This window comes from Streptomyces sp. NPDC087787, from assembly GCF_044743035.1.
Taxonomy (GTDB): domain Bacteria; phylum Actinomycetota; class Actinomycetes; order Streptomycetales; family Streptomycetaceae; genus Streptomyces.
In genome coordinates, this window is the sequence record NZ_JBIUVQ010000001.1 from 19,425 (window position 1) to 42,034 (window position 22,610).

Below are 22,610 nucleotides of genomic sequence, written 5' to 3' on the forward strand. Positions count from 1 at the left end.
CGTCAGCTGCTTCGTTGCGCGAAGGAAAGACGGACCGGAAGGGCTAAGGTGTGAGCCACTGACTCCAAAAGGACATATGGGGATTCTGTTCCCAACCCATTCACAGTATGGGGGCGCAATACGTGAAGGCTCTCGTGCTCTCCGGGGGGTCGGGCACCTGTCCCCGGCAGAGCGACCTGGCACTCGTCGGCGTCTATCTGTTCACCCCGGCCATACATGAGGCCGTCCGCGCCATCGCGCACAGAGGCGGGCGCCACGGTCAGCGGCAGCCGGATCGCCGGACCCGCGATCACAGGTGCCGGCTCGGTGGTCGACGACGCGTACATCGGCCCCTTCACCTCGGTCTCCGGGGACTGCCGGATCGTCGGCAGCGAAATCGAGTGCTCCATCCTGCTGCGAGGTTCGTCCGTGACCGGCGTGCGCCGGGTGGAGGCCTCGCTCATCGGGCGCGACGTCGAAGTGACGCCCGCACCCCGGAACCCCTCGGCCACCGGCTCCTGCTCGGTGATCACAGCAAGGTGCAGATCTCCTCATGACGACCAGGATCCTGGTGACCGGCGGCGCCGGCTTCATCGGCTCGCACTACGTCCGTACGCTGCTCGGTCCGCAGGGCCCCGGTGATGTCGCGATCACCGTCCTGGACAAGCTGACGTACGCGGGCAACCCGGCCAACCTCGACGAGGTGCGCGCGCACCCGGGGTTCGCCTTCGTGCAGGGCGACATCTGCGACCCCGAACTCGTGGGCAAGCTGATGGCCGAGCACGACGAGGTCGTGCACTTCGCCGCCGAGTCGCATGTCGACCGCTCCATCGACGGCGGCGCGGAGTTCGTCCGCACGAACGTCGTCGGCACGCACACGCTCGTCGACGCGGCGCACCGGGCCGGCATCAAGACCTTCGTGCACATCTCCACCGACGAGGTCTACGGCTCGATCGACGAGGGCTCCTGGCCCGAGACCCACCCGCTGGCGCCCAACTCGCCCTACTCCTCGGCGAAGGCCTCCAGCGACCTGATCGCGCTGTCCTACCACCGCACCCACGGCCTGGACGTCCGGGTCACCCGCTGCTCCAACAACTACGGGCACCACCACTTCCCCGAGAAGGTCATTCCGCTCTTCGTCACCAACCTTCTCGACGGCAGGAAGGTCCCGCTGTACGGCGACGGCGGCAACGTCCGCGACTGGCTGCACATCGACGACCACGTCCAGGGCATCGACCTGGTCCGCACCAAGGGCCGCGCGGGGGAGGTCTACAACATCGGCGGCGGCACGGAGCTCTCCAACAAGGAGCTCACGGCGCTGCTGCTCGAGGCGTGCGGAGCCGACTGGGAGACCAGCGTCGAGTACGTCGACGACCGCAAGGGCCACGACCGCCGCTACTCCGTCGACTGCACGAAGATCCGCGAGGAACTCGGCTACGAGCCCCGCAAGGACTTCCGCACGGGCCTCGCCGAGACGGTGCGGTGGTACCGCGACAACCGCGCCTGGTGGGAGCCGCTGAAGGAGCGCGCGGCCCTGAACTGACGCGCCGCCCATCTCGCCGGGACCGTTCAGGCATTCCGGGTGCGCCCGGGGGCGCCGGCGTGGGGCCGCCCCACCCCGCACGAGGACGAGAAGAGGCATGAACCCGACACACGAAGAGGCAAGTGCCGCGGCCGGCTGGCTGGTCACCGGAGCGGGCGGCATGCTCGGTCAGGACGTGCTGGCCGCGCTGGCCGCCGAGGGCGAGCGGTCCGTCGCGCTGGACCGCGCGGCCCTGGACCTCACCGACCCCGCGGCCGTGCGGCGGGAGCTGGAGCGTCACCGCCCCGCCGTGGTCGTCAACTGCGCGGCCTGGACGGCCGTGGACGACGCGGAGACCCACGAGGCCGAGGCGCTCCGCGTCAACGGTGACGGCCCGGCCCACCTCGCCGCCGCCTGCGCCCGTACCGGCGCCGTCCTGCTCCACGTCTCCACCGACTACGTCTTCGCCGGCGACGCCACCACCCCGTACGCCGAGGACGCCCCCACCGCTCCGCGCAGTGCCTACGGGCGTACCAAGCTCGCCGGTGAGCAGACCGTCCTGAAGACCCTCCCGGACCGCGGCTATGTGATCCGCACCGCCTGGCTGTACGGCGCCGGCGGTCCCAACTTCGTCCGCACCATGATCCGCCTGGCGGGCGAGCGCGAGACGCTGGACGTCGTGGACGACCAGCGCGGCCAGCCCACCTGGAGTGCCGACCTGGCCGGTCTGCTGTTGGCCCTGGGGCGCGGAGCCCTGGCCGGCACCGCCCCGGCCGGGGTCTACCACGGCACCAGCTCCGGCGAGACCACCTGGTACGGCTTCACCCGCGAGATCTTCCGCCTGCTCGGGGCCGACCCGGACCGGGTCCGCCCCACGACCAGCGAGGCGTTCACCCGCCCCGCCCCCCGCCCGGCCTACAGCGTCCTCGGCCACGGCCGCCTCCGCCCGGCCGGTGTCGAGCCGCTGCGCGACTGGCGCGCGGCGCTCACCCGGGCTTTCCCAGAGATCCACCGGGCGAGCCCCGACGGACCGACAGAAGCAGAGCCGAGGCAAGAACCGAGGACTGTGTGATGCGACCCCTTTCGATTTCCGGCGCCTGGGTGCACGAGCCGAAGGTCTTCCCCGACAGCCGGGGCAGCTTCCACGAGTGGTTCAAGGCGCCCCTCTTCACCGAGGCCGCCGGCCATCCGCTCACCCTGGCCCAGGCCAACATGTCGGTCTCCAGCCGTGGCACCCTGCGCGGAATCCACTTCGCGGACGTGCCGCCCGGCCAGGCCAAGTACGTCAAGTGCGTGCGCGGCGCGGTCCTCGACGTGATCGTGGACATCCGGACCGGCTCGCCCACCTTCGGCCAGTGGGAGGCGGTGCGCCTCGACGACCGCGACCACCACGCGGTCCACCTCTCCGAGGGCCTCGGCCACGGCTTCATGGCACTCACCGAGGACGCCACCGTCATCTACCTCTGCTCCGAGGGCTACGCCCCCGAGCGGGAGCACGGCGTCCACCCGCTGGACCCGGCCCTCGGCATCGGCTGGCCCGCGGACATCACCCCACTGCTCTCCGGCAAGGACGACCGGGCGCCCACCCTGGCCCAGGCCCGGGAGCACGGCCTGCTGCCCTCCTACGAGGAGTGCGTGGCCCACCGGGAGAGCCTCGGCGGCTGAGCCGTCCCCGGCCCGGTTTGACCGGCCGGTGGAGGCACCGTAACCTTGACCGTCGGCGTGGCCTCTGTGCCTGCCACATCCCCGTAAACCTCATCCTCCCGGACACAGGCCGTGACTGGGAGAGGTCGTCCGCTGTGCCGGTTGGCTGGCCTGCGGGGGTGCCGTCCCGAGCGAGAGAGTGAGATCCGCGTGTACGCCATCGTGCGCAGCGGTGGTCGCCAGCACAAGGTTGCTGTCGGCGACATCGTTGAGGTTGACAAGATTTCCACCGCCAAGGTTGGCGACACGGTCGAGCTTTCGACCCTGCTCGTCGTCGACGGCGACTCCGTGACCAGCGACCCGTGGGTGCTGGCCGGCATCAAGGTCCAGGCCGAGGTCGTGGACCACCACAAGGGCCAGAAGATCGACATTCTGCGCTACAAGAACAAGACCGGCTACCGTCGTCGGCAGGGCCACCGCCAGCAGTACACGGCGATCAAGGTCACGTCGATCCCCGCGGCTGCGAAGTAAGGGACTGAGGAGACATGGCACACAAGAAGGGCGCATCGTCCACCCGGAACGGTCGCGACTCCAATGCCCAGCGGCTCGGCGTGAAGCGCTTCGGCGGTCAGGTCGTCAACGCGGGTGAGATCCTGGTCCGCCAGCGCGGCACCCACTTCCACCCGGGCGCCGGTGTCGGCCGCGGCGGCGACGACACGCTGTTCGCGCTGCAGGCCGGTGCGGTGGAGTTCGGCACCAGCCGTGGCCGCAAGGTCGTGAACATCGTTCCGGTCGCCTGATCGGAAGCTTTCGCGAGGCGGACCTCACTTCCCCGGCGGGAAGGCGGGTCCGCCTTTCGCGTGTTACGCAGTCACCACATCCGTACGTTTCACAGTGCTGGAGGCACCACCATGACCACCTTCGTGGACCGCGTCGAACTCCATGTCGCCGCGGGTAACGGAGGCCACGGCTGTGCCTCCGTGCATCGTGAGAAGTTCAAGCCGCTGGGCGGCCCGGACGGCGGCAACGGGGGTCGCGGCGGGGACGTGATTCTCACCGTCGACCAGTCCGTCACCACGCTGCTCGAGTACCACCACTCGCCGCACCGCAAGGCCACCAACGGCAAGCCCGGCGAGGGCGGCAACCGCAGCGGCAAGGACGGGCAGGACCTCGTCCTCGCCGTGCCCGACGGCACCGTCGTGCTCGACAAGGCCGGCAACGTCCTCGCCGACCTCGTCGGAAACGGGACCTCGTACATCGCCGCGCAGGGCGGCCGGGGCGGCCTCGGCAACGCGGCGCTGGCCTCCGCCCGGCGCAAGGCGCCCGGCTTCGCGCTGCTGGGCGTGCCGGGTGACGTGCAGGACATCGTCCTGGAGCTGAAGACCGTCGCCGATGTGGCGCTGGTCGGGTACCCGAGTGCCGGCAAGTCCTCCCTCATCTCCGTCCTCTCCGCGGCCAAGCCGAAGATCGCGGACTATCCGTTCACCACCCTCGTGCCCAACCTGGGCGTGGTGACGGCCGGTTCGACCGTCTACACCGTCGCCGACGTGCCGGGTCTCATCCCCGGCGCCAGCCAGGGCAAGGGGCTCGGCCTGGAGTTCCTGCGCCATGTGGAGCGGTGCAGCGTGCTCGTGCACGTACTGGACACGGCCACCCTTGAGTCCGACCGCGACCCGGTCTCCGACCTCGACGTCATCGAGGAGGAGCTGCGGCAGTACGGCGGCCTCGGCAACCGTCCCCGCATCGTCGTCCTGAACAAGACCGACGTCCCCGACGGCAAGGACCTCGCCGAGATGGTCCGCCCCGACCTCCAGGCGCGCGGCTACCGCGTCTTCGAGGTGTCGGCGGTCGCGCACATCGGGCTCAAGGAGCTGTCGTACGCGCTGGCCGACCTGGTCGCCACGGCGCGTGCCGCCCGGCCGAAGGAGGAGGCGACCCGTATCGTCATCCGGCCGAAGGCGGTCGACGACGCGGGCTTCACCGTCGTCCGCGAGGACGACGGCCTCTTCCGCGTGCGCGGCGAGAAGCCCGAACGCTGGGTGCGGCAGACCGACTTCAACAACGACGAGGCCGTCGGTTACCTCGCCGACCGCCTCAACCGCCTCGGTGTCGAGGAGCAGTTGATGAAGGCCGGCGCCCGGGCCGGTGACGGTGTCGCCATCGGACCCGAGGAGAACGCCGTCGTCTTCGACTGGGAGCCGTCGGTCACGGCGGGCGCGGAGATGCTCGGCCGCCGCGGCGAGGACCACCGGTTCGAGGCGCCGCGCCCGGCTGCCCAGCGCCGCCGCGACCGCCAGGCGGAACGCGACGACGCCCAGGACGAGTACGACGACTTCGAGCCCTTCTAGAAGCGGGCGTTGACACATCCGGACCACGTGAGGCTCAGGTGTTCAGCGCCAAATGCTTTCGATCCGGAGGCCGACGCGGTCGTCGACAACCAGTTGATCAGATGAATTCTCGCTAATAGGGACATCTGGTAGCTTGAGCGCGAACCTACAGGCTGGAACGGAGGTGCGAGGGGCTGGTCCGACCCGACCCGGTCGAGGGCACACCCTCAGACGCGATGCTGCAACTGCACAAGCTCGAGCGTTACAAGGACGACCAGGGAAATCGGATCGTCTATGACGGCGAGGTCCGTGAGGACAAGATCGATATCCGGTTCAAGGGGTCGAACAACACACTCATCATCAGCCCCAAGGCCGATATCAAGGATCTGCTCATCACCTTCTCCGGGGACAACGGGCAGATCGAGATCGGCCCGACCACGAAGAAGCGCGCGGGCCTCCGCTTCGAACTGCGCTGCGGACACGAGTCCCGGATCCTGATCGGCGAGAACGTGGGCTGCGCCGGCCGCACCTTCATCTCCGCCGTCGAAGGCGTGTCGGTGTCGATCGGTGACGACGTGATGTTCGCCAAGAACATCGAGGTGCGGGGCGACGACACCCACCCGATCTTCGACGTGCGCACCGAGAAGCGCGTGAACCCGTCCCAGTCGATCGTCGTGGGCGAGCACGTCTGGATCGCGAAGCACGCGGTCGTGATGGGCGGCGTCACCATCGGCAATGGCTCGGTGATCGGCTTCCGCTCCATCGTCACCTCGTCCATTCCGAACAACTGCGTCGCGGTGGGAGCACCGGCGCGCGTGGTACGGCGGGACATCGCCTGGGAGCGCCCGGAGGTCGTGCCGCGCCGCCCGAACGAGGAGTATCCGCGCAAGGGGGAGAAGTCCCCGAAGTACTGGAACCTCACCGATGACGCGGCGGTCCCGGAGAAGCCGGTGGTGCGGCCGCGGGCCGTGCGGCCGCGGGCCGGGGCGAAGCGGCGGCTGGCCCTGATGCTCCCGGCACCGGTGCGGCGGCTGGTCCGGAAACTTTCGTACCCCTCATAGGCCTGACAGCGGATCACCCCGGCACTGACAAAGGTCAGTGCCGGGGTGATCCGCTGTCAGGGGTCTGCTAGAGCGCTTCGACGGTCGACTCCAGATGGGTCACCATACGGTTCAGCCCGACCGGCAGGTCGACCATCGGACGCCAGCCGAGGGCCGCCAGGCGCGTGCTGTCCAGGCCCTGCTTCTTGGTCAGGCTGTAGGCGCGCGCGTCGGACTCATTGCTGAACCGCAGTCGGAGCCCGCGCTCCGGGCGCACCTCGGTGAACAGCTCCGCCAGCCGCCGGATGGAGACCAGACCGGACGGGTCGGCGACGTTGTAGGCCGTCTGGTCACCGCGGAGCAGCGTGTAGAACAGTCCCGCGATGGCGTCGGCCACATAGGTGTAGGTCCGTACGCCGGAACCGTCGCTGTTGAGCACGATGTCCTTGCCGGCCACCACGTTCGCCGCGAAGTCGGCCTGCACCCGCCCGTCGTCGAGCGCCATCCCCGGCCCGTAGATGTGACCGAACCTGACGACACGGCAGTCGATTCCGTACTGCGCCTCGTAGCTCGCGCAGATCGTCTCCGCGGCGCGCTTGCCTTCGGCATAGCAGGCCCGCGGGTTGAGGATGTCGAAGCCGCCGTAGCTCTGCTCGTCGATGAGCTCGGTCTCCGGCGGCTGGGCGCCGTAGACCTCCGCGGAGGACATCAGCACGAATCCGCGGCCGGCCTTCTCCACACACAGGTCGAGCAGGTTGAAGGTGCCCAGCAGATTCGCCTTGATCGTCATGACGGGCTGGCTGCCGTGCAGGGCGGGCCGCGCGGCGCTCGCCCCGTGGATCACGTAGTCGACGGGGCCGGGCAGCTCGAGCGGCGCCGACACGTCCTGGACGACGAGGTGGAAGTCGGGACGGTCGAGCACATCGGCGAGCAGTCGCCTGGCCTTGTCCTCGTTCCGCACCAGGCCGTGGACGGAGATCCCCAGCCCGTGCCGGTCGTTCAGTGCGAGCAGGGTGTAGACGACGTACGACGGCAGCATGCCGCTTGCACCGGTGACCAGCACCGTGCTGCCGGAAAGCTCGCTCCACGGCAGGTCACGGTCGAGGATCTCATCGAGGTCGTGCGCCACGACCGGACTGGAGACGGTAGTCACTGGATTCACGTACCTACGATCTGCTGGTTCTCGATGATCTCGAAGAACGTCCGGCACAGGTAGAAGTCCTCGGACGTCGTGATCTTTATGTTCGAGCGGGGGCCGACCACACGGTAGATCTTCTCGCCGTACCGGTGCATGAGGGAGCACGAGTCGATGGTGTCGTGCTCGTCCTCGGCCACCGCCCGGTCGTACAGCGAGAGGATCTGGCCGAGCCGGAAGCTCTGCGGGGCTTGAGCGGCGTAGATGTGGTCGCGCGGGATCACGTCGTCGATGTGCTCGTGCTCGCTCGACACCACGGTCTCGTTGAACTTGGTGCAGGTGATCGCGGAGCCGTGTTCCCGGACGGTCTCGATGTTGGCGCTGATCAGCTTCGCGTCGATCAGCGGCCGCACGCCGTCGTGAATCAGCACGACGGTGTCCTCGGGGCAGTCCGCGGCGACCGTCTTGAGCGCGTTGTGCCGCGACTCCTGGCCGGTCCTGCCGCCGTCGACGACCCATCTGACCTTCTCGATCTCATACCGCTTGAGCAGCTTCATCAGGTGCTGGCGGTATTCGGGAAGGATCGCGATGGCGATGCCGTCGATATCGGGGTGCGCCTCGAAGTGCTCGAGGGTGTGGATGATGATCGGCTTGCCGTGGATCTCCAGGAACTGCTTCGGGAGAGCACGGGAGTTCATCCTCGTCCCGATGCCGCCGGCGAAAAGCAACGCAACGTTCACAGCTCATGCCTCCGACTGGTCGCTGAGCGGTTGGTCGCCAACCGCCGTGTCGTCAGGGGCGAGATCGAGCCACCGGCGATCGCCGCCCGTCTTTCTGTCATGGGGGTCGCCGAGCACAAGCCAGTCGATCACCCGGTCCGCCGAGTTGGTGTCGACGAAGTCGAAGTTCTCCTGCCGGAACTGCTCCACCTTCGAGGTGTCGTAGTCCTCGTCCTGAAGGGCCTTGAGCAGCTCGTCGAAGGTCACGCAGATCTTGCCGGGAGCGACGGAGTCGTAGTCGCGGTGGAATCCGCGGATCACCGAGTAGGTGTCCTTGTCGTACGCGTAGAACAGGATCGGCCTGTCGAGCAGCGTGTACTCGTAGATGACGGAGGAGTAGTCGGTGACGAGTACGTCGGTGACGTGCAGCAGGTCGTTGGTGTCCGGGAACGACGCGAAGTCCAGCAGCCGGTCCGAGTATTCCGCCGGAATCGGCACGGGATCCGTTATAAAGTGGTGCATCCGGAAGAGCACGACGTACTTGTCCCCGCAGACCTCGTGGAGCTTCGCGAAGTCGATGCGGTTGTAGTCGTAGTGCGCGTCGTCGATGTTCTTCCCGCGGAAGGTCGGCGCGAACAGCACGATCTTCTTGCCCTTGAGCTTCGGGTTGGCGGTGAAGAAGTCCTCGGTGACCTTGCGAGAGCGTTCCTTGTCGAGGAACGTGTCGATGCGCGGCAGACCCGTCGGCACGACCGCCGACTCCTCGATGCCGAACGCTTCGGCGTACACCGGCACAAGGTGCTGGGAGCCGGTGATCACGTAGGTGTACTTGCGGTGGGCGTTGGACAGCTTCGGCGAACCGTATCGTCCGAATCGGCTGTAGCCGACCGACTTGAACCCGCTTCCGGCGTGCCAGAGCTGGATGATCTTGGTGTCCGGGGAGATGCCCAACTGGGCGAGAAGCCCGAAGTAGTCGTCCATCATCACGATGTCCGACGTAGCCAGCAAGTAGATGAGACGGATCGTGCTCCACTTGTTGGCGGTGCTGGGTATTCGGAACGAATAGCGGAACGAGTACTTCTTGTCGAGATCCCGTTCGATCATCCGGTCATGGACGCGTGCCAGGTTGCCGCCGAGGCCGGTGCGCATCTCGGAGGCGAACAGGATCCGGTTGCCGCGCGACCGGTACAGGCGGTGCGAGACCGAGTAGATGCGGTTGGCGAGCTTGCGGCGCCGGGCGCGCGGGAAGAACCACAGTCCGATCCGCTGGCCGAGCGGCTTCTTCGGAGCCTTCGGACCCTTCGGGCCCGACTTGCCCGGCTTGCTCGGTCCGGCGCTGCGGAACAACTGGTACGTCCGCATGAGGAACTCGGGGTTGTCCTCGTCATCCGAGATCCCGAAAGCGATCACGTACGCGGAGCGGTTGCGGTCGTAGAGGAAGGTGCGGGAGTCCACGTCGAGGCGGTCCGTGGCCGTGAGGTCGAAGCCGGCGGCCGGCAGTCGCGTCTCCCCGGCCACCGGGACGATCCGCCAGGAGCCGTTGGGCACCTGACGCCGGTCCTGGAAGTTGGTGACGTTGATCTCCAAGCGGTGCTGTTCGGCGTCAATTTGCCGAGAATTCACCGGGAACTCGCGCTCACCATCGACAATCAGGAAACGGAGCGTACTAGGATCCCCAGTGAAGTCCGAGACGGCCGCAGTGAGATTGAGGTGTACGCGCTCCCAGGAAATCGCTGCTATCGAGCAACGTGGCATCGTCATCCTTCCGTCCGTGAAACCGCCGCGCATCTACGAGGCCTGCGCGACGGCGACGACGCCTGCCCGCGCCAGGTGGGGCGACCGTGGGAGCATAGCGCACCGAGTCAGCGCAACCATAAGCCGTGACAGGGGCCACCATCGCGGCGTGAGCTGCGGATCCGGGCGTCAATGGCCCCAATGGCTGTGACGCGGTCAACTTCTGCCCAGCGCTCCGCGCTTCTCCGTCACCGCGCGGGCGCGAACCGTGCCACCAGCAGCCCGCGGATTCGGTATGTGGGCATCGCCATGCAGCCGGACGGGCGCGAGGAGACGGACAACAAGGTAACAGGGGAGGGGCGGTCGTGTGCGAGGTGGGTTCCTCGTCCTGACCGCCGGTGCCGGTGGTCAGGACGTCGACGGAACGGACGTGCTCGGCAGGAGCCCGAAGGACGGCGTCGCCTGCAGGGCCCCGGTCGAGGGCGGCGGACGGAAGGAGATCGTCCTCGTCTCCTCCGGTGCCATCGCCGCCGCCCCCGCGGCCTCGCCCGCCGGCAGGCCGCGGCCGGTGTCGGCCGGGTCCCGCTGGCCGGCTGCCGTGGTTGCGGCACGTCCCAGTCTCACAGGGCTCGCTCTCCCTCGAGGACGACGCGGCGTGCGCGGTGCCGTTCCATCTGCGGGCTCGTCCGTGAACTCAGCAGCGTCTCGTCGTTGTCGCGCAGCGACGAGCAGTCGAGGTTGTGCGAGCCGGTGAAGGTCCACTTCGTGCCGACGTGACCGGCGTAGGTGCCCTCGATCAGCAGACAATTCGAGTGCACGAGACAGCCGTCGTGCATTTGCGCCCGGTTATTCATATTTATTGTTCGGCAATGTCGCGGCGGCGATCCGTGACTGCCCGCCCGGACGTGGCCGTCCGTCGGGTGTCCGACGGTTGGAATGCGAAGCCGACTCCCGTTCCGGTACACGTAGATTGAGGGCACCCGGTAAGGAAGTGGGGAAGGTACGTGACAGGGGCAAGGCAGGCCGTGCGCGAGGCCCGCAGGATCGTCGTCAAGGTGGGTTCCTCTTCGCTGACCACCGCGTCGGGCGGCCTGGACGCCGACCGCGTGGACGCGCTCGTGGACGTGCTCGGCAAGAGCCTCAAGGACGGCGCCGCCCGAGGGACCCCGCCCGAGGGCGGCGGGGAACGGACGAGCGGGGGAGGCAAGGAGATCGTCCTCGTCTCCTCCGGCGCCATCGCCGCCGGCCTCGCCCCGCTGGGCCTGCGCCGCCGACCCCGCGACCTCGCCCGCCAGCAGGCCGCGGCCAGCGTCGGCCAGGGCCTGCTCGTGGCCCGCTACACCGCCTCCTTCGCCCGCTACGGCATCCGTGTAGGTCAGGTCCTGCTGACCGGCGACGACACCAGCCGCCGCGCCCACCACCGCAACGCCTCCCGCACCCTCGACAAGCTCCTTGCGATGGGGGCCCTTCCGGTGGTGAACGAGAACGACACCGTCGCCACCGACGAGATCCGCTTCGGCGACAACGACCGGCTCGCCGCGCTCGTCGCCCACCTGGTCCGCGCCGACCTGCTGGTGCTGCTGTCCGACGTGGACGGCCTCTACGACGGCGACCCGAGCAGGCCGGGCACGTCCCGGCTGGCGGAGGTGCGGGGCCCGGCCGACCTGGCGGGCATCGAGATCGGCAGCGCCGGCAAGGCCGGCGTCGGCACCGGCGGCATGGTGACCAAAGTGGAGGCGGCCCGGATCGCGGCCGCCGCCGGCATCCCCGTGGTGCTGACCAGTGCCGCCCACGCCGCCGACGCCCTGTCCGGCGGCGACACCGGCACCTACTTCCACCCCACCGGAAAGCGCTCCGCCGACCGGCTGCTGTGGCTGCAGCACGCCTCCGCCCCGCAGGGCGCGCTCACCCTCGACGACGGTGCGGTCCGGGCTGTCGTCGAGGGCCGCAAGTCGCTGCTGCCCGCCGGTATCGCCGCCGTGGAGGGCGAGTTCACCGCCGGCGACCCGGTCGAGCTGCGCGACGGCACCGGGCGCGCGGTGGCCCGCGGGCTCGTCAATTTCGACGCCAAGGAGATTCCCCGGCTGATCGGCCACTCCACCCGAGAACTCGCCCGCGAGCTGGGACCGGCGTACGAACGCGAGGTCGTACACAGGGACGATCTGGTGCTCCTGCAGCCGTAATGGTCCGAAACGTCCGGCCACCCGGGTGCCGAAGGTGGGGGACGTTCCGTAAAACCGCCCCGCGGAGCCGTGCGGCCTGCTCCACTTTGAGGCAGGGACGCATTCCGCATGAGCGGGACCAGCGGTGGAGCGATGCCAGCGATGCGAGCGAGCGCTGCGCGAAGGAGGACGTCGTGAGACGAGTGCGCCCCGGGGCGGCGGCGTCCCGCGGTGGCCTGACGAGCGTGGCGAGCGGAGACGGCTGCGCCGCGCCGCCGGACCTGCCCCGGCTGTGGCACGTCACGCTCAGCGTCTCCGGCGCCCAGGCCCCGCTGAAGGAGGTGCGGCGCGGCCTCGAGCAGCTCGCCCACGACCACCCCTTCCTGCTGACCAGCCGGTACGCGGGCGACCACGCCGAGATCCGCTACTGGGAGGAGGCCCGCGACCTCCACGACGCGGCCGCCGTCGCCCTGCGGCTGTGGGGCGAGCACCGGCAGAGCGCCCAGCTCCCGCCCTGGGAGATCGTCGGACTCGAGGTCGTCGACCGCGAGACCTACCACCAGCGCCTCGCCGAGGGGTACGGGGCGCCGCCGGCGACACCGGTCGGGGTCCATCCCTTTTGACCCGTCTCGCGGTGTGGGACGACCGGTGGCCGCCCCGCACGCCGCACTACCCTTCCTTCATGACCATGCTCTCGCCGTACGACTCGATGTCCCCGGTCACCCAGGCCGCGTACCGCGCCAAGGCCGCCGCCGCCGACCTCGCGCCGCTGCCGCGGGTGGCGAAGGACGACGCCCTGCTGGCCATCGCGGACGCCCTGGAGGTCCGTACCGGCGAGATCCTCGAGGCGAACGCCAAGGACGTCGCCAAGGCCCGCGAGGCCGGTACCAGCGACGCCATCGTCGACCGGCTCACGCTCACCCCCGAGCGGGTGCGCGCCATCGCCGCCGACGTGCGGAACGTGGCGGGGCTGCCCGACCCGGTCGGCGAGGTCGTCCGCGGCAACACGCTGCCGAACGGGCTCGACCTGCGCCAGGTCCGCGTCCCGCTCGGCGTGGTCGGGATCATCTACGAGGCCCGCCCGAACGTCACCGTGGACGCCGCCGCCCTCTGCCTGAAGTCGGGCAACGCGGTGCTGCTGCGCGGCTCGGCCTCCGCCTACGAGTCGAACACCGCGCTGGTCCGGGTCGTCCGCGACGCCGTGGGCGGGGCGGGGCTGCCCGCCGACGCCGTGCAGCTGGTGCCCGGCGAGAGCCGCGAGAGCGTGCGCGAGCTGATGCGCGCCCGCGGCCTGGTCGACGTGCTGATCCCGCGCGGCGGCGCCTCGCTGATCCGGACCGTGGTGAACGAGTCCACCGTCCCGGTGATCGAGACCGGCACCGGCAACTGCCACGTCTACGTCGACGCGCAGGCCGACGTCGACACGGCCGTCGACATCCTGATCAACTCAAAGGCGCAGCGGCCCAGCGTCTGCAACGCCGCCGAGACGCTGCTGGTCCACCAGGACATCGCCGCCGAGTTCCTGCCCCGCGCCCTGGACGCGCTCGCCGAGGCCGGGGTCACCGTCCACGCCGACGAGCGGGTCATGGCCCACGCCAAGGACTCCCGGGCCACGGTCGTCGAGGCCACCGCGGAGGACTGGGAGACCGAGTACCTGTCGTACGACATCGCCGCCGCCGTGGTCGACTCCCTCGACCGGGCCGTCGCGCACATCCGGCTGTGGAGCTCCGGGCACACCGAGGCGATCGTCACCACCTCGCAGCAGGCCGCCCGCCGGTTCACCCAGCTGGTCGACTCCACGACCGTCGCCGTCAACGCCTCCACCCGCTTCACCGACGGCGGCCAGTTCGGCTTCGGCGCCGAGATCGGCATCTCCACGCAGAAGCTGCACGCCCGCGGCCCGATGGGCCTGCCCGAGCTGACCAGCACCAAGTACATCCTCACGGGGGACGGGCACACCCGGCGCTGACGCGGTCCGGCCCGTGGCGGGGCGTCTCAGCAGACGGATGAATTTCCATACCGTCTGCCCAAATTGACCCCTCAGGTCTACTCTGGATCCGTGCCGGAGGACGTGGGGGGCACGCCGTTCCCTGACGGCTGGGAGCCCGACGACGACCACGACCACGGGGTGCCGGACGAAGAGTTCGCCTCCGTGGTCTTCGACGAGGCCTTCGTACGCGCGGCCGTGATCCACGAGCCGACCGCGGTCGAACGCCTACTGGCCGCCGCGCAGGCCAGAGCCGAGGCCTCCGAGGCGGAGGCCCGCCGCGCCCACGCCAGAGGCGAGCGCTACGAGGAGGGGTACGGCCTCGGCCCCGACCCCTACGGCGACCCGGACGACCCCGACGCCGACGTTCTCGAAGGCCGGCCCGGCGCCCCGGGGACCTTCGGCAAGCACGTCCGCTGGCACCGCCCCGTCGCCTGGGTGCTCGCCCTCGTCATGGGCATCGGCATGGTCGCCCTCGCCTTCGCGGCGGTCTACCGGGGCGGCTCCTCGGGCAGCCGGGACCAGGTACCGCCGCCCGCCTCGACCGGACTGGAACAGGGCAGCGCGGCGGCGCCCTCCGCGTCCGCCGAGTACTCCCAGCCCGCCGTCCCCGCGGTCCCGCGCACGCCCTGACGGCGGCGCGGCGGTTCTGGTGAGAACCTGTCAGAACTTGTCGCACATCAGGGCGTTTACCAGGGCTTGCGGAGACCTACCCTGAAGATATGGGAGGGCCTGGAGAGCCACCTGAGGGGACACCCGAAGGCGTCCCTGGAGGTGCGGAGGACGAATACCGGTCCGTCGTCTTCGACGAGTCGTTCGTTCGGGCTGCCCGCCTCCAGGAATACTCCGCACTCGAACGGATGACCGACCACACCCCCGCCGTGCGCCGCCGCCCGCCGGCCCGCCGCGGGCTGTCACGGCAGGCACTGCTGCTGGTCCTGCTGATCCTCGTCGCCTTCGGCACCGCGATCTACATGGGCGTACGGCACCCCTACCAGAGCGCACAGGCCCAGCGGGCCGTGGAGCCGCTGCGGATGACCGTCGTCCCGCTCGCTCCGCAGGGCAAGGTGCCCGGCGCGGCCGACCCCGCTCACCTGTACGCGCACAGCCCGGCCGCCCAGTTCTCCGTCGGCGCGGAGGGCGTACCGCTGCCCACCGTACGGCGCACCGCGCACTTCTCCGACAGCCAGGTCGTCGCCGCCCTGACCATCGCGAAGGAGTACATCGTCGCGTCCTCCCTCTACCCGGAGGTGCTCACCGGCGGTCGGACCGACCCCGTGCGGGCGCTGCTCGACGCCAGTCAGCTCGACCAGTTCGACCAGAGCTTCGACCGGCCCGCCGCCGACGGGCGGCACGCGGCCACCGGCTGGCTCGTCCGCTTCGACCCGGCCCGCGTCGAGCTGGCCGGACGCGAGATACGGGCCCAGGGCAGCCTCCAGGCCGCCGAGACCGACTCCTCCACCCTGGAGGTGGGCGCGGACCACACCTTCGTATACGCCCTGAAGCCGGCCGGCTCCGGGACGCACGCGCCGTCCTCGCTGTTCACCGTCCGGCGCGAGCTGCAGTTCCGCTTCACCCCGGACGACCTGCGGCTGCACCAGGTGCAGATCGTCGTCTCCTACACGCAGGCCGGCCCGCTCTCCTGCGCCGGGGACTCCGCACGGCAGTTCGAGCCGCTGCTGGCCGGCCAGACCGCCAAGGCGGGCGGCCCGCCCGGCACGGACCCGTACGCCACGGACACCGCGGCGGCCGTCTGCGGTTCCCTGGCGCACAGCGCGGAGCCGACGGTGGGGTAGGTCAGTCCTCGTCGCGGGGCGGGGTGTCGCTGGACGGCTGGTCCTTGGCCCCGCCCTTGGGCGGAGCCGATCCCGTGAAGCCGCCGAAGCCGCGCCGCACCCGGTCGCCCAGATCGCCGGCGCCGCCCGCCAGATCGCTGACCAGCTTCATCAGCGGGTCCTTCGAGCTCTTGACGTGGCTGGCGTAGTGGGCCGCCGACTCGCGGAAGGAGTCGCTGACCGAGGTGTCCTTGTCCTCGGAGCGGCGCGGGTAGTGGCCGTCCATGATCCGCTGGTGGTCGCGGGACTCCGCCCACTTCTTCAGCTCGGCCGCCCGCACGGTGGTGAAGGGGTGCGAACGCGGCAGGACGTTGAGGATCTTCAGCACGGAGTCGCGCAGGTCGCCCCCGGCCTCGTACTCCTCGGCCTGCTTGAGGAACGCGTCCACGTTCATCTGGTGCAGGTGGTTGCCGCCCGCGATCTTCATCAGACCCCGCATGGAGGCCTTCAGGTCCTGGCCGACGAGCAGACCGGCCCGGTCCGCGGACAGCTCCGACTTGCGGAACCACTCGCGCAGCCCGGTGACGATCGCCATGATCGCGAGGTTGCCCAGCGGGATCCAGGCGACCCGGACGGCCAGGCTCGTCAGGAACAGCAGGATCGTGCGGTACACGGCGTGCCCGGACAGGGCGTGGCCCACCTCGTGGCCGACGACCGCCCGCATCTCCTCCTCGTCGAGCAGCTCGACCAGGCCGGTGGTGACCACGATGATCGGCTCGTCCAGGCCGATGCACATCGCGTTGGGCTGAGGGTCCTGGGTCACGTACATCGGCGGGACCTTCTCCAGGTCCAGGATGTAGCAGGCGTCCCGCAGCATGTCGTTCAAATGGGCGAACTGCTGGTCGGAGACGCGTACGGAGTCGGACAGGAACAGCAGCCGGAGGCTGCGCTCGGGCAGCAGGCCGCTGAGGGCCTTGAACACCGTGTCGAAGCCGCTCAGCTTGCGCAGCGCGACCAGGGCGGAGCGGTCGGCCGGGTGCTCGTACGCGCGCGAGGAGATCTCCGGGAAGCGCCTGCGCTGCCGGCTCGGCACCTGCTCCCGCCCGTCCTGTTCGCGGCCGTCGTCGGACATGTGGTCCCCCATGTCTGTCAGTGTCCCGATGTGCCCCCGAGGCAGGGCCCAGCCTAGGCGGAGATACCGTGGACGGGCAGTACGACGAAGGAGTCCACGTCATGGAGCACCACCCCGCAGCCGCCCGGCTCACCGAGGCCGCGAGCGCCGCCGCCCAGCACCAGGGGGCGGGTTACCTGCTCCGGGTCGTCCTGATCGTGATGGTCGTGGGCTGCGTACTCACCGGCTGGTTCCTCCTCCGCGGCTACAAGCGGAACGACGACTGACAGCGCGGAAAGGTTCCCGGGGGCTCCCGCGGCCGTGGCGCCCGCCCCCGCGGGTGCCGGCGGGGTGGGCGTGCCCGCGGCGCCAAGAGTGGAGTCGGGGTGAGCGCTGCGTCGGGGGTTGCTTACGATGGGCCGACATCCTTGTCCCGCCCACTCCCGGATAGGTCCTGCCAAAGATGAGCTTCCCCAGCACCGCTGCCCAGTTGGCCACCCTCGCCGAGGCCGAGGGCGGCAACCACGAGAGCCTCAGCCCCTTCCTCACCGGCGGCGGCGCGCTGTTCATCCTGCTGCTCCTGCTGTGGATCACCACGCGTTTCAACCGCGACCGCTGAACCCCGCCCGGCCCGTACCCGGGAACTGGATCATGGAGTCCTCAGGCCGGGCCGGTAGGGTCTGCACGCATGGGAGAGCAGGACATGCCTACCGGTCCGGCGAGTGACACGGTGAAACCCCTCGAACACCGGCCCGGCGGCGGGACTTCGGCGTCGGGCAAGCGGCGCCTCGGCGTCATGGGCGGGACGTTCGACCCGATCCACCACGGGCACCTCGTGGCGGCCAGCGAGGTCGCCGCGCAGTTCCACCTGGACGAAGTGGTGTTCGTACCCACGGGACAGCCCTGGCAGAAGTCCCACCGCCATGTCTCCCCGGCGGAGGACCGCTATCTGATGACGGTCATCGCGACCGCCGAGAACCCGCAGTTCTCCGTGAGCCGCATCGACATCGACCGCGGCGGTCCCACCTACACCGTGGACACCCTGCGCGACCTGCGCGCGCTCAACCCGGACACGGACCTGTTCTTCATCACCGGCGCCGACGCGCTCGGCCAGATCCTCACCTGGCGGGACTCCGAGGAACTGTTCTCCCTCGCGCACTTCATCGGCGTCACCCGGCCCGGCCACCATCTGACCGACCCCGGCCTGCCGGAAGGCGGTGTCTCGCTCGTCGAGGTCCCCGCCCTCGCCATCTCCTCCACGGACTGCCGGGCAAGAGTCGCCAAGGGCGACCCGGTCTGGTATCTGGTGCCTGACGGAGTCGTGCGCTACATCGCCAAACGCCAGCTGTACCGAGGCGAGTAAGCCGAGAGGGGCACCGGTGAACGACCGATACGACGCTGGTCACGGGGGCGACCAGTACGAACTCGTCGGCTACGACGAGTACGGCCGGCCTGTGTACCGGCCGATCCCCGTCCAGCAGACTCCGCAGCAGACCTACGACGCGTACGGGCAGCAGGGCTACGGCTACGACCCCTACGCGACCGGCGGGCAGCAGCACCTCGATCCCACGGCCTACCAGGGCGGCGCCTACCAGTCCGGCCAGGACGGCGCCTACCGGGGCGGCTACGGCACCGGCTACGACGGCGGTCACGACCAGGGCCGGCAGGCGCCCGGTCCCGCCGCCCAGGGCGCCCACGGCTCCTACGACCCGTACGGCTCCGGCCCGGCCGCGGCCCCCCACGACCCGTACGGCGCGGCCGCGACCAGCGGACAGCAGCCCCGGGTCGCCGAGCAGACCGCCCACATCCCGCAGCAGACCGGCCCGGCGGACGCCGACCGGGCGGAGCGGGGACCGGACCGGGACGGCGCGGACGAACGCGACTACCGAACCGAGCAGTTCGCCTTCGTCGAGGAGCCGAGCGACGACTCCGAGGACGTCATCGACTGGCTGAAGTTCACCGAGAACCGCACGGAGCGCCGCGAGGAGGCCCGCCGCCGCGCCCGCAGCCGCATCATCGCCCTGACCGTCGTGCTGGCCCTGGTCGCCGTGGGCGGCGTCGGCTACCTCTGGTACGCCGGGAAGCTGCCCGGCCTGTCGTCCCCCGGCTCGGAGAGCGGCACCACGACCGCGTCCGGCGCCCAGAAGCGCGACGTGATCGTCGTCCACCTGCACGACACCGCCCGGGGCGGCACGTCCACGGCCCTGCTCGTCGGCAACACCACCACCAAGCAGGGCACCACCGTCCTGCTGCCCAACACCCTCGCCCTGACGGGCGACGACGGCAGCGTCACGACCCTCGCCAAGTCGGTCAAGGGCGACGGCTCCTCGGGAACCCGCGACCAGCTCGACACGGTGCTCGGCACCGACATCGAGGGCACCTGGCGCCTGGACACCCCCTACCTCCAGAACCTCGTCGACTCGGTCGGCAACGTCGACGTCGACACCAACGCCGACGTACCCGACCCGGACAGCAAGAAGAAGGACACCTCGCCCCTGGTCCGCAAGGGCAAGTCGCAGACCCTCAGCGGCAAGATGGCCGTCGCCTACGCCACCTACCACGCCTCTGGCGAGGAGGAGAACGCCCAGCTCGAACGGTTCGGGCAGGTGATGCAGAGCGTGCTGCGCAAGCTCTCCTCCGACGCCCGGGGTGCCACGACGACAGTGCAGACGCTCCAGCAGATCCTCGACCCCTCGCTCACCGACGAGGACCTCGGCACGTTCCTCGCCAAGCTGGCCGCGTTCGCCAAGGGCGGCGACTACAAGACGGCGCTGCTGCCCGTGCAGGCGGACGGCACGCTGAGCGCCGAGACCAGCGAGAGCGTGGTCAAGGACGTTCTCGGCGGCACCGCGAAGAGCCCCGACCAGTCGTCCGCCGTCCGGGTCTCCGTGCGGAACGCCACCGGCGCCAAGGCCGACACCGAGAAGGCCCGGGTCGCCCTCCTGGGCGGCGGCTTCACCTTCCTGGAGGGCGGCACCTCGTCCGCCGTCCGCTCGGCGTCCGAGGTCGTCTACGCCGACGCCGCGGACAAGCAGAAGGCCACCGACGTCGCCAGGACCCTGGGACTGCCCGACACGGCGGTGACGAAGGGCACGGTCACCTCCAACGCCGACGTCTCGGTCGTCCTCGGCCAGGACTACCGGGGCCCGTCGGCGCAGTGATCCCCCGAAACGCGTGAGGCGTCCTCGGCGGTCCGTGAGACCCTTGGTGTCAAGTGACCGCCGAAGGAAAGCCTCGTAGTGACCGCGACCGACCGCTCTCTCGACCTCATCAACACCGCCGCCCAGGCGGCCGCCGACAAGCTCGCGCACGACGTCATCGCGTATGACGTCAGCGACGTGCTGTCGATCACGGACGCCTTCCTGCTGGCGTCCGCGCCCAACGACCGCCAGGTCAAGTCGATCGTCGACGAGATCGAAGAGCGGCTGCTCAAGGAACTCGGCGCCAAGCCGGTGCGCCGCGAAGGCGACCGCGAGGCCCGCTGGGTCCTGCTCGACTACGTCGACATCGTCGTGCACGTCCAGCACAGCGAGGAGCGGGTCTTCTACGCCCTGGAGCGGCTGTGGAAGGACTGCCCCGAGCTCGAACTGCCCGCCGACGCCAAGGCCACCCGTGGCCGGGCCGAGGAGCACGCCAAGCAGCAGGCCGACGAGGAGACGGACGAGCCCGGCGGTGAGTGGCGGTGAGTGGCGCCGCCGAGGCGTCCGGCCGCACCACGGGCCGGGGCCGCCGCATCATCCTGTGGCGGCACGGCCAGACCTCCTGGAACGTGGAGCGCCGCTTCCAGGGCAGTACCGACGTCGAGCTGACCGGGACCGGGGTCGGCCAGGCCCGCCGTGCCGCCCGTCTGCTGGCCTCCCTGCGGCCCGACGCGATCGTCTCCTCCGATCTCGTGCGGGCCACCCGCACGGCCGCCGAGCTGGCCGAGCTGACCGGCCTGGAGGTCGCCAGGGACGAGGGCCTGCGCGAGACCTACGCGGGCGTCTGGCAGGGCCTGACGCACGAGGAGATCATCGACCGGTACGGCCAGGAGTACACCGCGTGGAAGCGCGGTGAGCCGGTGCGCCGCGGCGGCGGCGAGCTGGAGACCGAGGTCGCCGACCGCGCCGCCCCCGTCGTGCTGCGGTACCTGGAGAAGGTCCCCGAGGACGGCACGCTCGTGGTGGTCAGCCACGGCGGCACCATCCGCACCACCCTCGGCCGGCTCCTCGGCCTGGAGCCCCACCACTGGGAGAGCCTGGGCGGCCTGTCCAACTGCTGCTGGTCGGTCCTCGGCCAGGGCGCCCGGGGCTGGCGGCTGATGGAGCACAACGCAGGCACCCTGCCCGAGCCGGTCCTCGGCGACGACGACTGAGCAGCCCCCGGCCCCGCGCGACCCGGATTTCACTTTCTGGCAGGTCGCAGGCTAAAGTTCTTCTTGTTCGCCCCGCCGAGCGGAGCGGAACACCACGCGGCAGGTTCGCGTGGCGGCAAGGGGCTATAGCTCAGTTGGTAGAGCGCCTGCATGGCATGCAGGAGGTCAGGAGTTCAATTCTCCTTAGCTCCACAAACCGGTACTCCGTCGAGTAGCCGAAGATCGTTCGGAAGGATCCCGTCCCTCTCAGGGGCGGGATTTTCTGTGTTCCCGCGCCCCGGCTTGAGTCACTCGGGCCCCGGGGGCGTATATCTGTGCGAGCGCGCTCTCGGGTGTGGCCCGCGACGCAGGTCGTGGCCGTACTGGTACCGAGGCGTCGCTGACCGTATCGGCCCGGCCGTGGCAGAATCAAACGGCCGGAGGGGGCGCGGCCCGACGGGAGGGAGTAGCGATGCCTGCCTGCATCCTCGAGGAGGTCCACCTCCTCGGTGCGGCGTTGATACGAGACACGGGCACCCGCCTCGTCTGCCCCTCCTGCGGCTCCCTCCATGTGGCCCAAGTCCTCGGTGACAACGGGGGGATCTCGTACGTGTGCACGGCCTGCGGCCACAGCTGGAGCTGACCCATGGGTGCACACAGGCGGAAGTGCGACTGGTGCGGCGGCGGCACCCCGATCGTCCGCGACATGGAGCCGATCAACCCCGACTACCAGTACTGGTGCGAGGAGTGCGCGCGGGCGCTGATCATAAAAGGCGACCCGATCGAGACCTACCGCGAGCTGGAGGGCGAGCCGATCTACGGCCGGCTCCTGGAGGAGCACTGCACGCTGAAGCGGTTCTATTCGTTCGTGACGGCGTGACCCCGGCCCGCCGTCCGGCGGGCGTGCGGGGCACAGCGAAACCGATTTGGTGTTCCACCCCCTGGACCGTGTAATGTTGGCGTCGCCGCCGGGGAAACCGGGCGACACGGTCAAGAACGCGGCTGGTCCGCGTGGCCACGAGGGGCTATAGCTCAGTTGGTAGAGCGCCTGCATGGCATGCAGGAGGTCAGGAGTTCAATTCTCCTTAGCTCCACAGAAAATGAGGGCGAGTCATCCATCGGATGGCTCGCCCTCGACGTAT

Annotated in this window: 26 protein-coding genes, 2 tRNA genes and 1 pseudogene; 23 read left to right on the forward strand and 6 right to left on the reverse strand. The window is 69.9% G+C overall.

Annotated elements, in window-relative coordinates; translation table 11 throughout:
• Window positions 1-167: 167 nt before the first annotated feature.
• The 8 genes and pseudogenes from ACIOWN_RS00090 to ACIOWN_RS00125 form a co-directional block, all read left to right on the forward strand.
• A pseudogene (locus tag ACIOWN_RS00090) lies at window positions 168-536 on the forward strand (hypothetical protein); the annotation flags it as partial.
• Entirely contained in the window at window positions 533-1,522 is a 990-nt protein-coding gene (rfbB, locus tag ACIOWN_RS00095) for a dTDP-glucose 4,6-dehydratase (protein ID WP_362356635.1), read from the forward strand. The pseudogene ACIOWN_RS00090 and the gene rfbB, both read left to right, overlap by 4 nt.
• 97 nt (window positions 1,523-1,619) lie before the next feature.
• Entirely contained in the window at window positions 1,620-2,573 is a 954-nt protein-coding gene (gene rfbD, locus ACIOWN_RS00100; RefSeq protein WP_362356637.1) for a dTDP-4-dehydrorhamnose reductase, read from the forward strand.
• Window positions 2,573-3,166 carry a dTDP-4-dehydrorhamnose 3,5-epimerase gene (gene rfbC, locus ACIOWN_RS00105; RefSeq protein ID WP_362356639.1) on the forward strand — a complete coding sequence of 198 codons (594 nt, stop codon included), beginning with the start codon at window positions 2,573-2,575 and terminating at the stop codon, window positions 3,164-3,166. Before rfbD ends, rfbC begins: the two co-directional genes overlap by 1 nt.
• Window positions 3,167-3,355: 189 nt before the next feature.
• The gene (gene rplU / locus ACIOWN_RS00110) at window positions 3,356-3,676 is read left to right on the forward strand and encodes a 50S ribosomal protein L21 (protein WP_030653874.1); all 321 of its coding nucleotides are present in this window, start codon (window positions 3,356-3,358) and stop codon (window positions 3,674-3,676) included.
• A 14-nt stretch (window positions 3,677-3,690) separates the two neighbouring features.
• Window positions 3,691-3,945, forward strand: a complete 255-nt coding sequence (rpmA, locus tag ACIOWN_RS00115) for a 50S ribosomal protein L27 (protein ID WP_030051735.1) — start codon at window positions 3,691-3,693, stop codon at window positions 3,943-3,945.
• Window positions 3,946-4,056: 111 nt separating this feature from the next.
• A complete protein-coding gene (gene obgE, locus ACIOWN_RS00120; protein ID WP_362356641.1) occupies window positions 4,057-5,493 on the forward strand; it encodes a GTPase ObgE in 1,437 nt (478 codons plus the stop codon).
• Between the two features lie 215 nt (window positions 5,494-5,708).
• Complete coding sequence (locus tag ACIOWN_RS00125; protein ID WP_362347250.1) at window positions 5,709-6,533, forward strand: acyltransferase; 825 nt, start codon at window positions 5,709-5,711, stop codon at window positions 6,531-6,533.
• Between the two features lie 67 nt (window positions 6,534-6,600).
• On the opposite strand, the gene ACIOWN_RS00130 is transcribed toward ACIOWN_RS00125, so the two are convergent.
• The 5 genes from ACIOWN_RS00130 to ACIOWN_RS00150 all read right to left on the reverse strand — a co-directional run bounded on the left by ACIOWN_RS00130 (window position 6,601) and on the right by ACIOWN_RS00150 (window position 10,936).
• Window positions 6,601-7,674: an NAD-dependent epimerase/dehydratase family protein gene (locus tag ACIOWN_RS00130; RefSeq protein WP_362347251.1), complete on the reverse strand. Its 1,074-nt coding sequence runs from the start codon at window positions 7,672-7,674 to the stop codon at window positions 6,601-6,603.
• A complete protein-coding gene (locus ACIOWN_RS00135) occupies window positions 7,671-8,387 on the reverse strand; it encodes an IspD/TarI family cytidylyltransferase (RefSeq protein WP_326802428.1) in 717 nt (238 codons plus the stop codon). The genes ACIOWN_RS00130 and ACIOWN_RS00135 overlap by 4 nt, the downstream gene beginning before the upstream one ends.
• Before the next feature lie 3 nt (window positions 8,388-8,390).
• Window positions 8,391-9,953 carry a CDP-glycerol glycerophosphotransferase family protein gene (locus ACIOWN_RS00140; RefSeq protein ID WP_362347253.1) on the reverse strand — a complete coding sequence of 521 codons (1,563 nt, stop codon included), beginning with the start codon at window positions 9,951-9,953 and terminating at the stop codon, window positions 8,391-8,393.
• Window positions 9,954-10,508: 555 nt separating this feature from the next.
• Window positions 10,509-10,724, reverse strand: coding sequence for a hypothetical protein (locus tag ACIOWN_RS00145; protein WP_362347254.1), 216 nt, complete (start codon window positions 10,722-10,724; stop codon window positions 10,509-10,511).
• Window positions 10,721-10,936, reverse strand: coding sequence for a hypothetical protein (locus ACIOWN_RS00150; RefSeq protein ID WP_401979458.1), 216 nt, complete (start codon window positions 10,934-10,936; stop codon window positions 10,721-10,723). Before ACIOWN_RS00150 ends, ACIOWN_RS00145 begins: the two co-directional genes overlap by 4 nt.
• 168 nt (window positions 10,937-11,104) lie before the next feature.
• Here ACIOWN_RS00150 and proB point away from each other — a divergent pair, with 168 nt between their 5' ends.
• The 5 genes from proB (at window position 11,105) to ACIOWN_RS00175 (ending at window position 16,045) form a co-directional block, all read left to right on the forward strand.
• Window positions 11,105-12,283 (forward strand): glutamate 5-kinase, encoded by a 1,179-nt coding sequence (proB, locus tag ACIOWN_RS00155; protein WP_362347258.1) that lies wholly within the window; start codon window positions 11,105-11,107, stop codon window positions 12,281-12,283.
• Between the two features lie 173 nt (window positions 12,284-12,456).
• Window positions 12,457-12,885: a hypothetical protein gene (locus tag ACIOWN_RS00160; RefSeq protein ID WP_362347260.1), complete on the forward strand. Its 429-nt coding sequence runs from the start codon at window positions 12,457-12,459 to the stop codon at window positions 12,883-12,885.
• A gap of 59 nt (window positions 12,886-12,944) precedes the next feature.
• The gene (locus ACIOWN_RS00165; RefSeq protein WP_401979461.1) at window positions 12,945-14,231 is read left to right on the forward strand and encodes a glutamate-5-semialdehyde dehydrogenase; all 1,287 of its coding nucleotides are present in this window, start codon (window positions 12,945-12,947) and stop codon (window positions 14,229-14,231) included.
• A 63-nt stretch (window positions 14,232-14,294) separates the two neighbouring features.
• Window positions 14,295-14,882, forward strand: coding sequence for a hypothetical protein (locus tag ACIOWN_RS00170; protein ID WP_362347263.1), 588 nt, complete (start codon window positions 14,295-14,297; stop codon window positions 14,880-14,882).
• A gap of 89 nt (window positions 14,883-14,971) precedes the next feature.
• Window positions 14,972-16,045, forward strand: coding sequence for a hypothetical protein (locus ACIOWN_RS00175; RefSeq protein WP_362347264.1), 1,074 nt, complete (start codon window positions 14,972-14,974; stop codon window positions 16,043-16,045).
• Window position 16,046: 1 nt separating this feature from the next.
• Here ACIOWN_RS00175 and ACIOWN_RS00180 read toward each other — a convergent pair whose 3' ends face one another.
• Window positions 16,047-17,156 carry a M48 family metallopeptidase gene (locus tag ACIOWN_RS00180; RefSeq protein ID WP_401980208.1) on the reverse strand — a complete coding sequence of 370 codons (1,110 nt, stop codon included), beginning with the start codon at window positions 17,154-17,156 and terminating at the stop codon, window positions 16,047-16,049.
• Window positions 17,157-17,257: 101 nt separating this feature from the next.
• On the opposite strand from ACIOWN_RS00180, the gene ACIOWN_RS00185 reads away from it, so the two are divergent.
• The 10 genes from ACIOWN_RS00185 (at window position 17,258) to ACIOWN_RS00230 (ending at window position 22,562) form a co-directional block, all read left to right on the forward strand.
• A complete protein-coding gene (locus ACIOWN_RS00185; protein ID WP_362347268.1) occupies window positions 17,258-17,422 on the forward strand; it encodes a hypothetical protein in 165 nt (54 codons plus the stop codon).
• A gap of 176 nt (window positions 17,423-17,598) precedes the next feature.
• Window positions 17,599-17,754, forward strand: coding sequence for a hypothetical protein (locus tag ACIOWN_RS00190; protein ID WP_199836487.1), 156 nt, complete (start codon window positions 17,599-17,601; stop codon window positions 17,752-17,754).
• A gap of 69 nt (window positions 17,755-17,823) precedes the next feature.
• Complete coding sequence (gene nadD, locus ACIOWN_RS00195; RefSeq protein ID WP_362347270.1) at window positions 17,824-18,498, forward strand: nicotinate-nucleotide adenylyltransferase; 675 nt, start codon at window positions 17,824-17,826, stop codon at window positions 18,496-18,498.
• A gap of 16 nt (window positions 18,499-18,514) precedes the next feature.
• Window positions 18,515-20,296 carry an LCP family protein gene (locus tag ACIOWN_RS00200; protein ID WP_362347272.1) on the forward strand — a complete coding sequence of 594 codons (1,782 nt, stop codon included), beginning with the start codon at window positions 18,515-18,517 and terminating at the stop codon, window positions 20,294-20,296.
• Between the two features lie 78 nt (window positions 20,297-20,374).
• The gene (gene rsfS, locus ACIOWN_RS00205; RefSeq protein WP_362347274.1) at window positions 20,375-20,821 is read left to right on the forward strand and encodes a ribosome silencing factor; all 447 of its coding nucleotides are present in this window, start codon (window positions 20,375-20,377) and stop codon (window positions 20,819-20,821) included.
• Window positions 20,812-21,489: a histidine phosphatase family protein gene (locus ACIOWN_RS00210; protein ID WP_401979465.1), complete on the forward strand. Its 678-nt coding sequence runs from the start codon at window positions 20,812-20,814 to the stop codon at window positions 21,487-21,489. Before rsfS ends, ACIOWN_RS00210 begins: the two co-directional genes overlap by 10 nt.
• A gap of 119 nt (window positions 21,490-21,608) precedes the next feature.
• Window positions 21,609-21,681: transfer RNA gene (locus tag ACIOWN_RS00215), tRNA-Ala, on the forward strand.
• A gap of 259 nt (window positions 21,682-21,940) precedes the next feature.
• Window positions 21,941-22,111, forward strand: coding sequence for a hypothetical protein (locus ACIOWN_RS00220; RefSeq protein ID WP_100566876.1), 171 nt, complete (start codon window positions 21,941-21,943; stop codon window positions 22,109-22,111).
• Window positions 22,112-22,114: 3 nt separating this feature from the next.
• On the forward strand, window positions 22,115-22,348 hold the full coding sequence (locus ACIOWN_RS00225; RefSeq protein WP_100566877.1) for a hypothetical protein: 234 nt from the start codon (window positions 22,115-22,117) through the stop codon (window positions 22,346-22,348).
• 141 nt (window positions 22,349-22,489) lie between these two features.
• Window positions 22,490-22,562: transfer RNA gene (locus ACIOWN_RS00230), tRNA-Ala, on the forward strand.
• The last annotated feature ends 48 nt before the right edge of the window (window positions 22,563-22,610 follow it).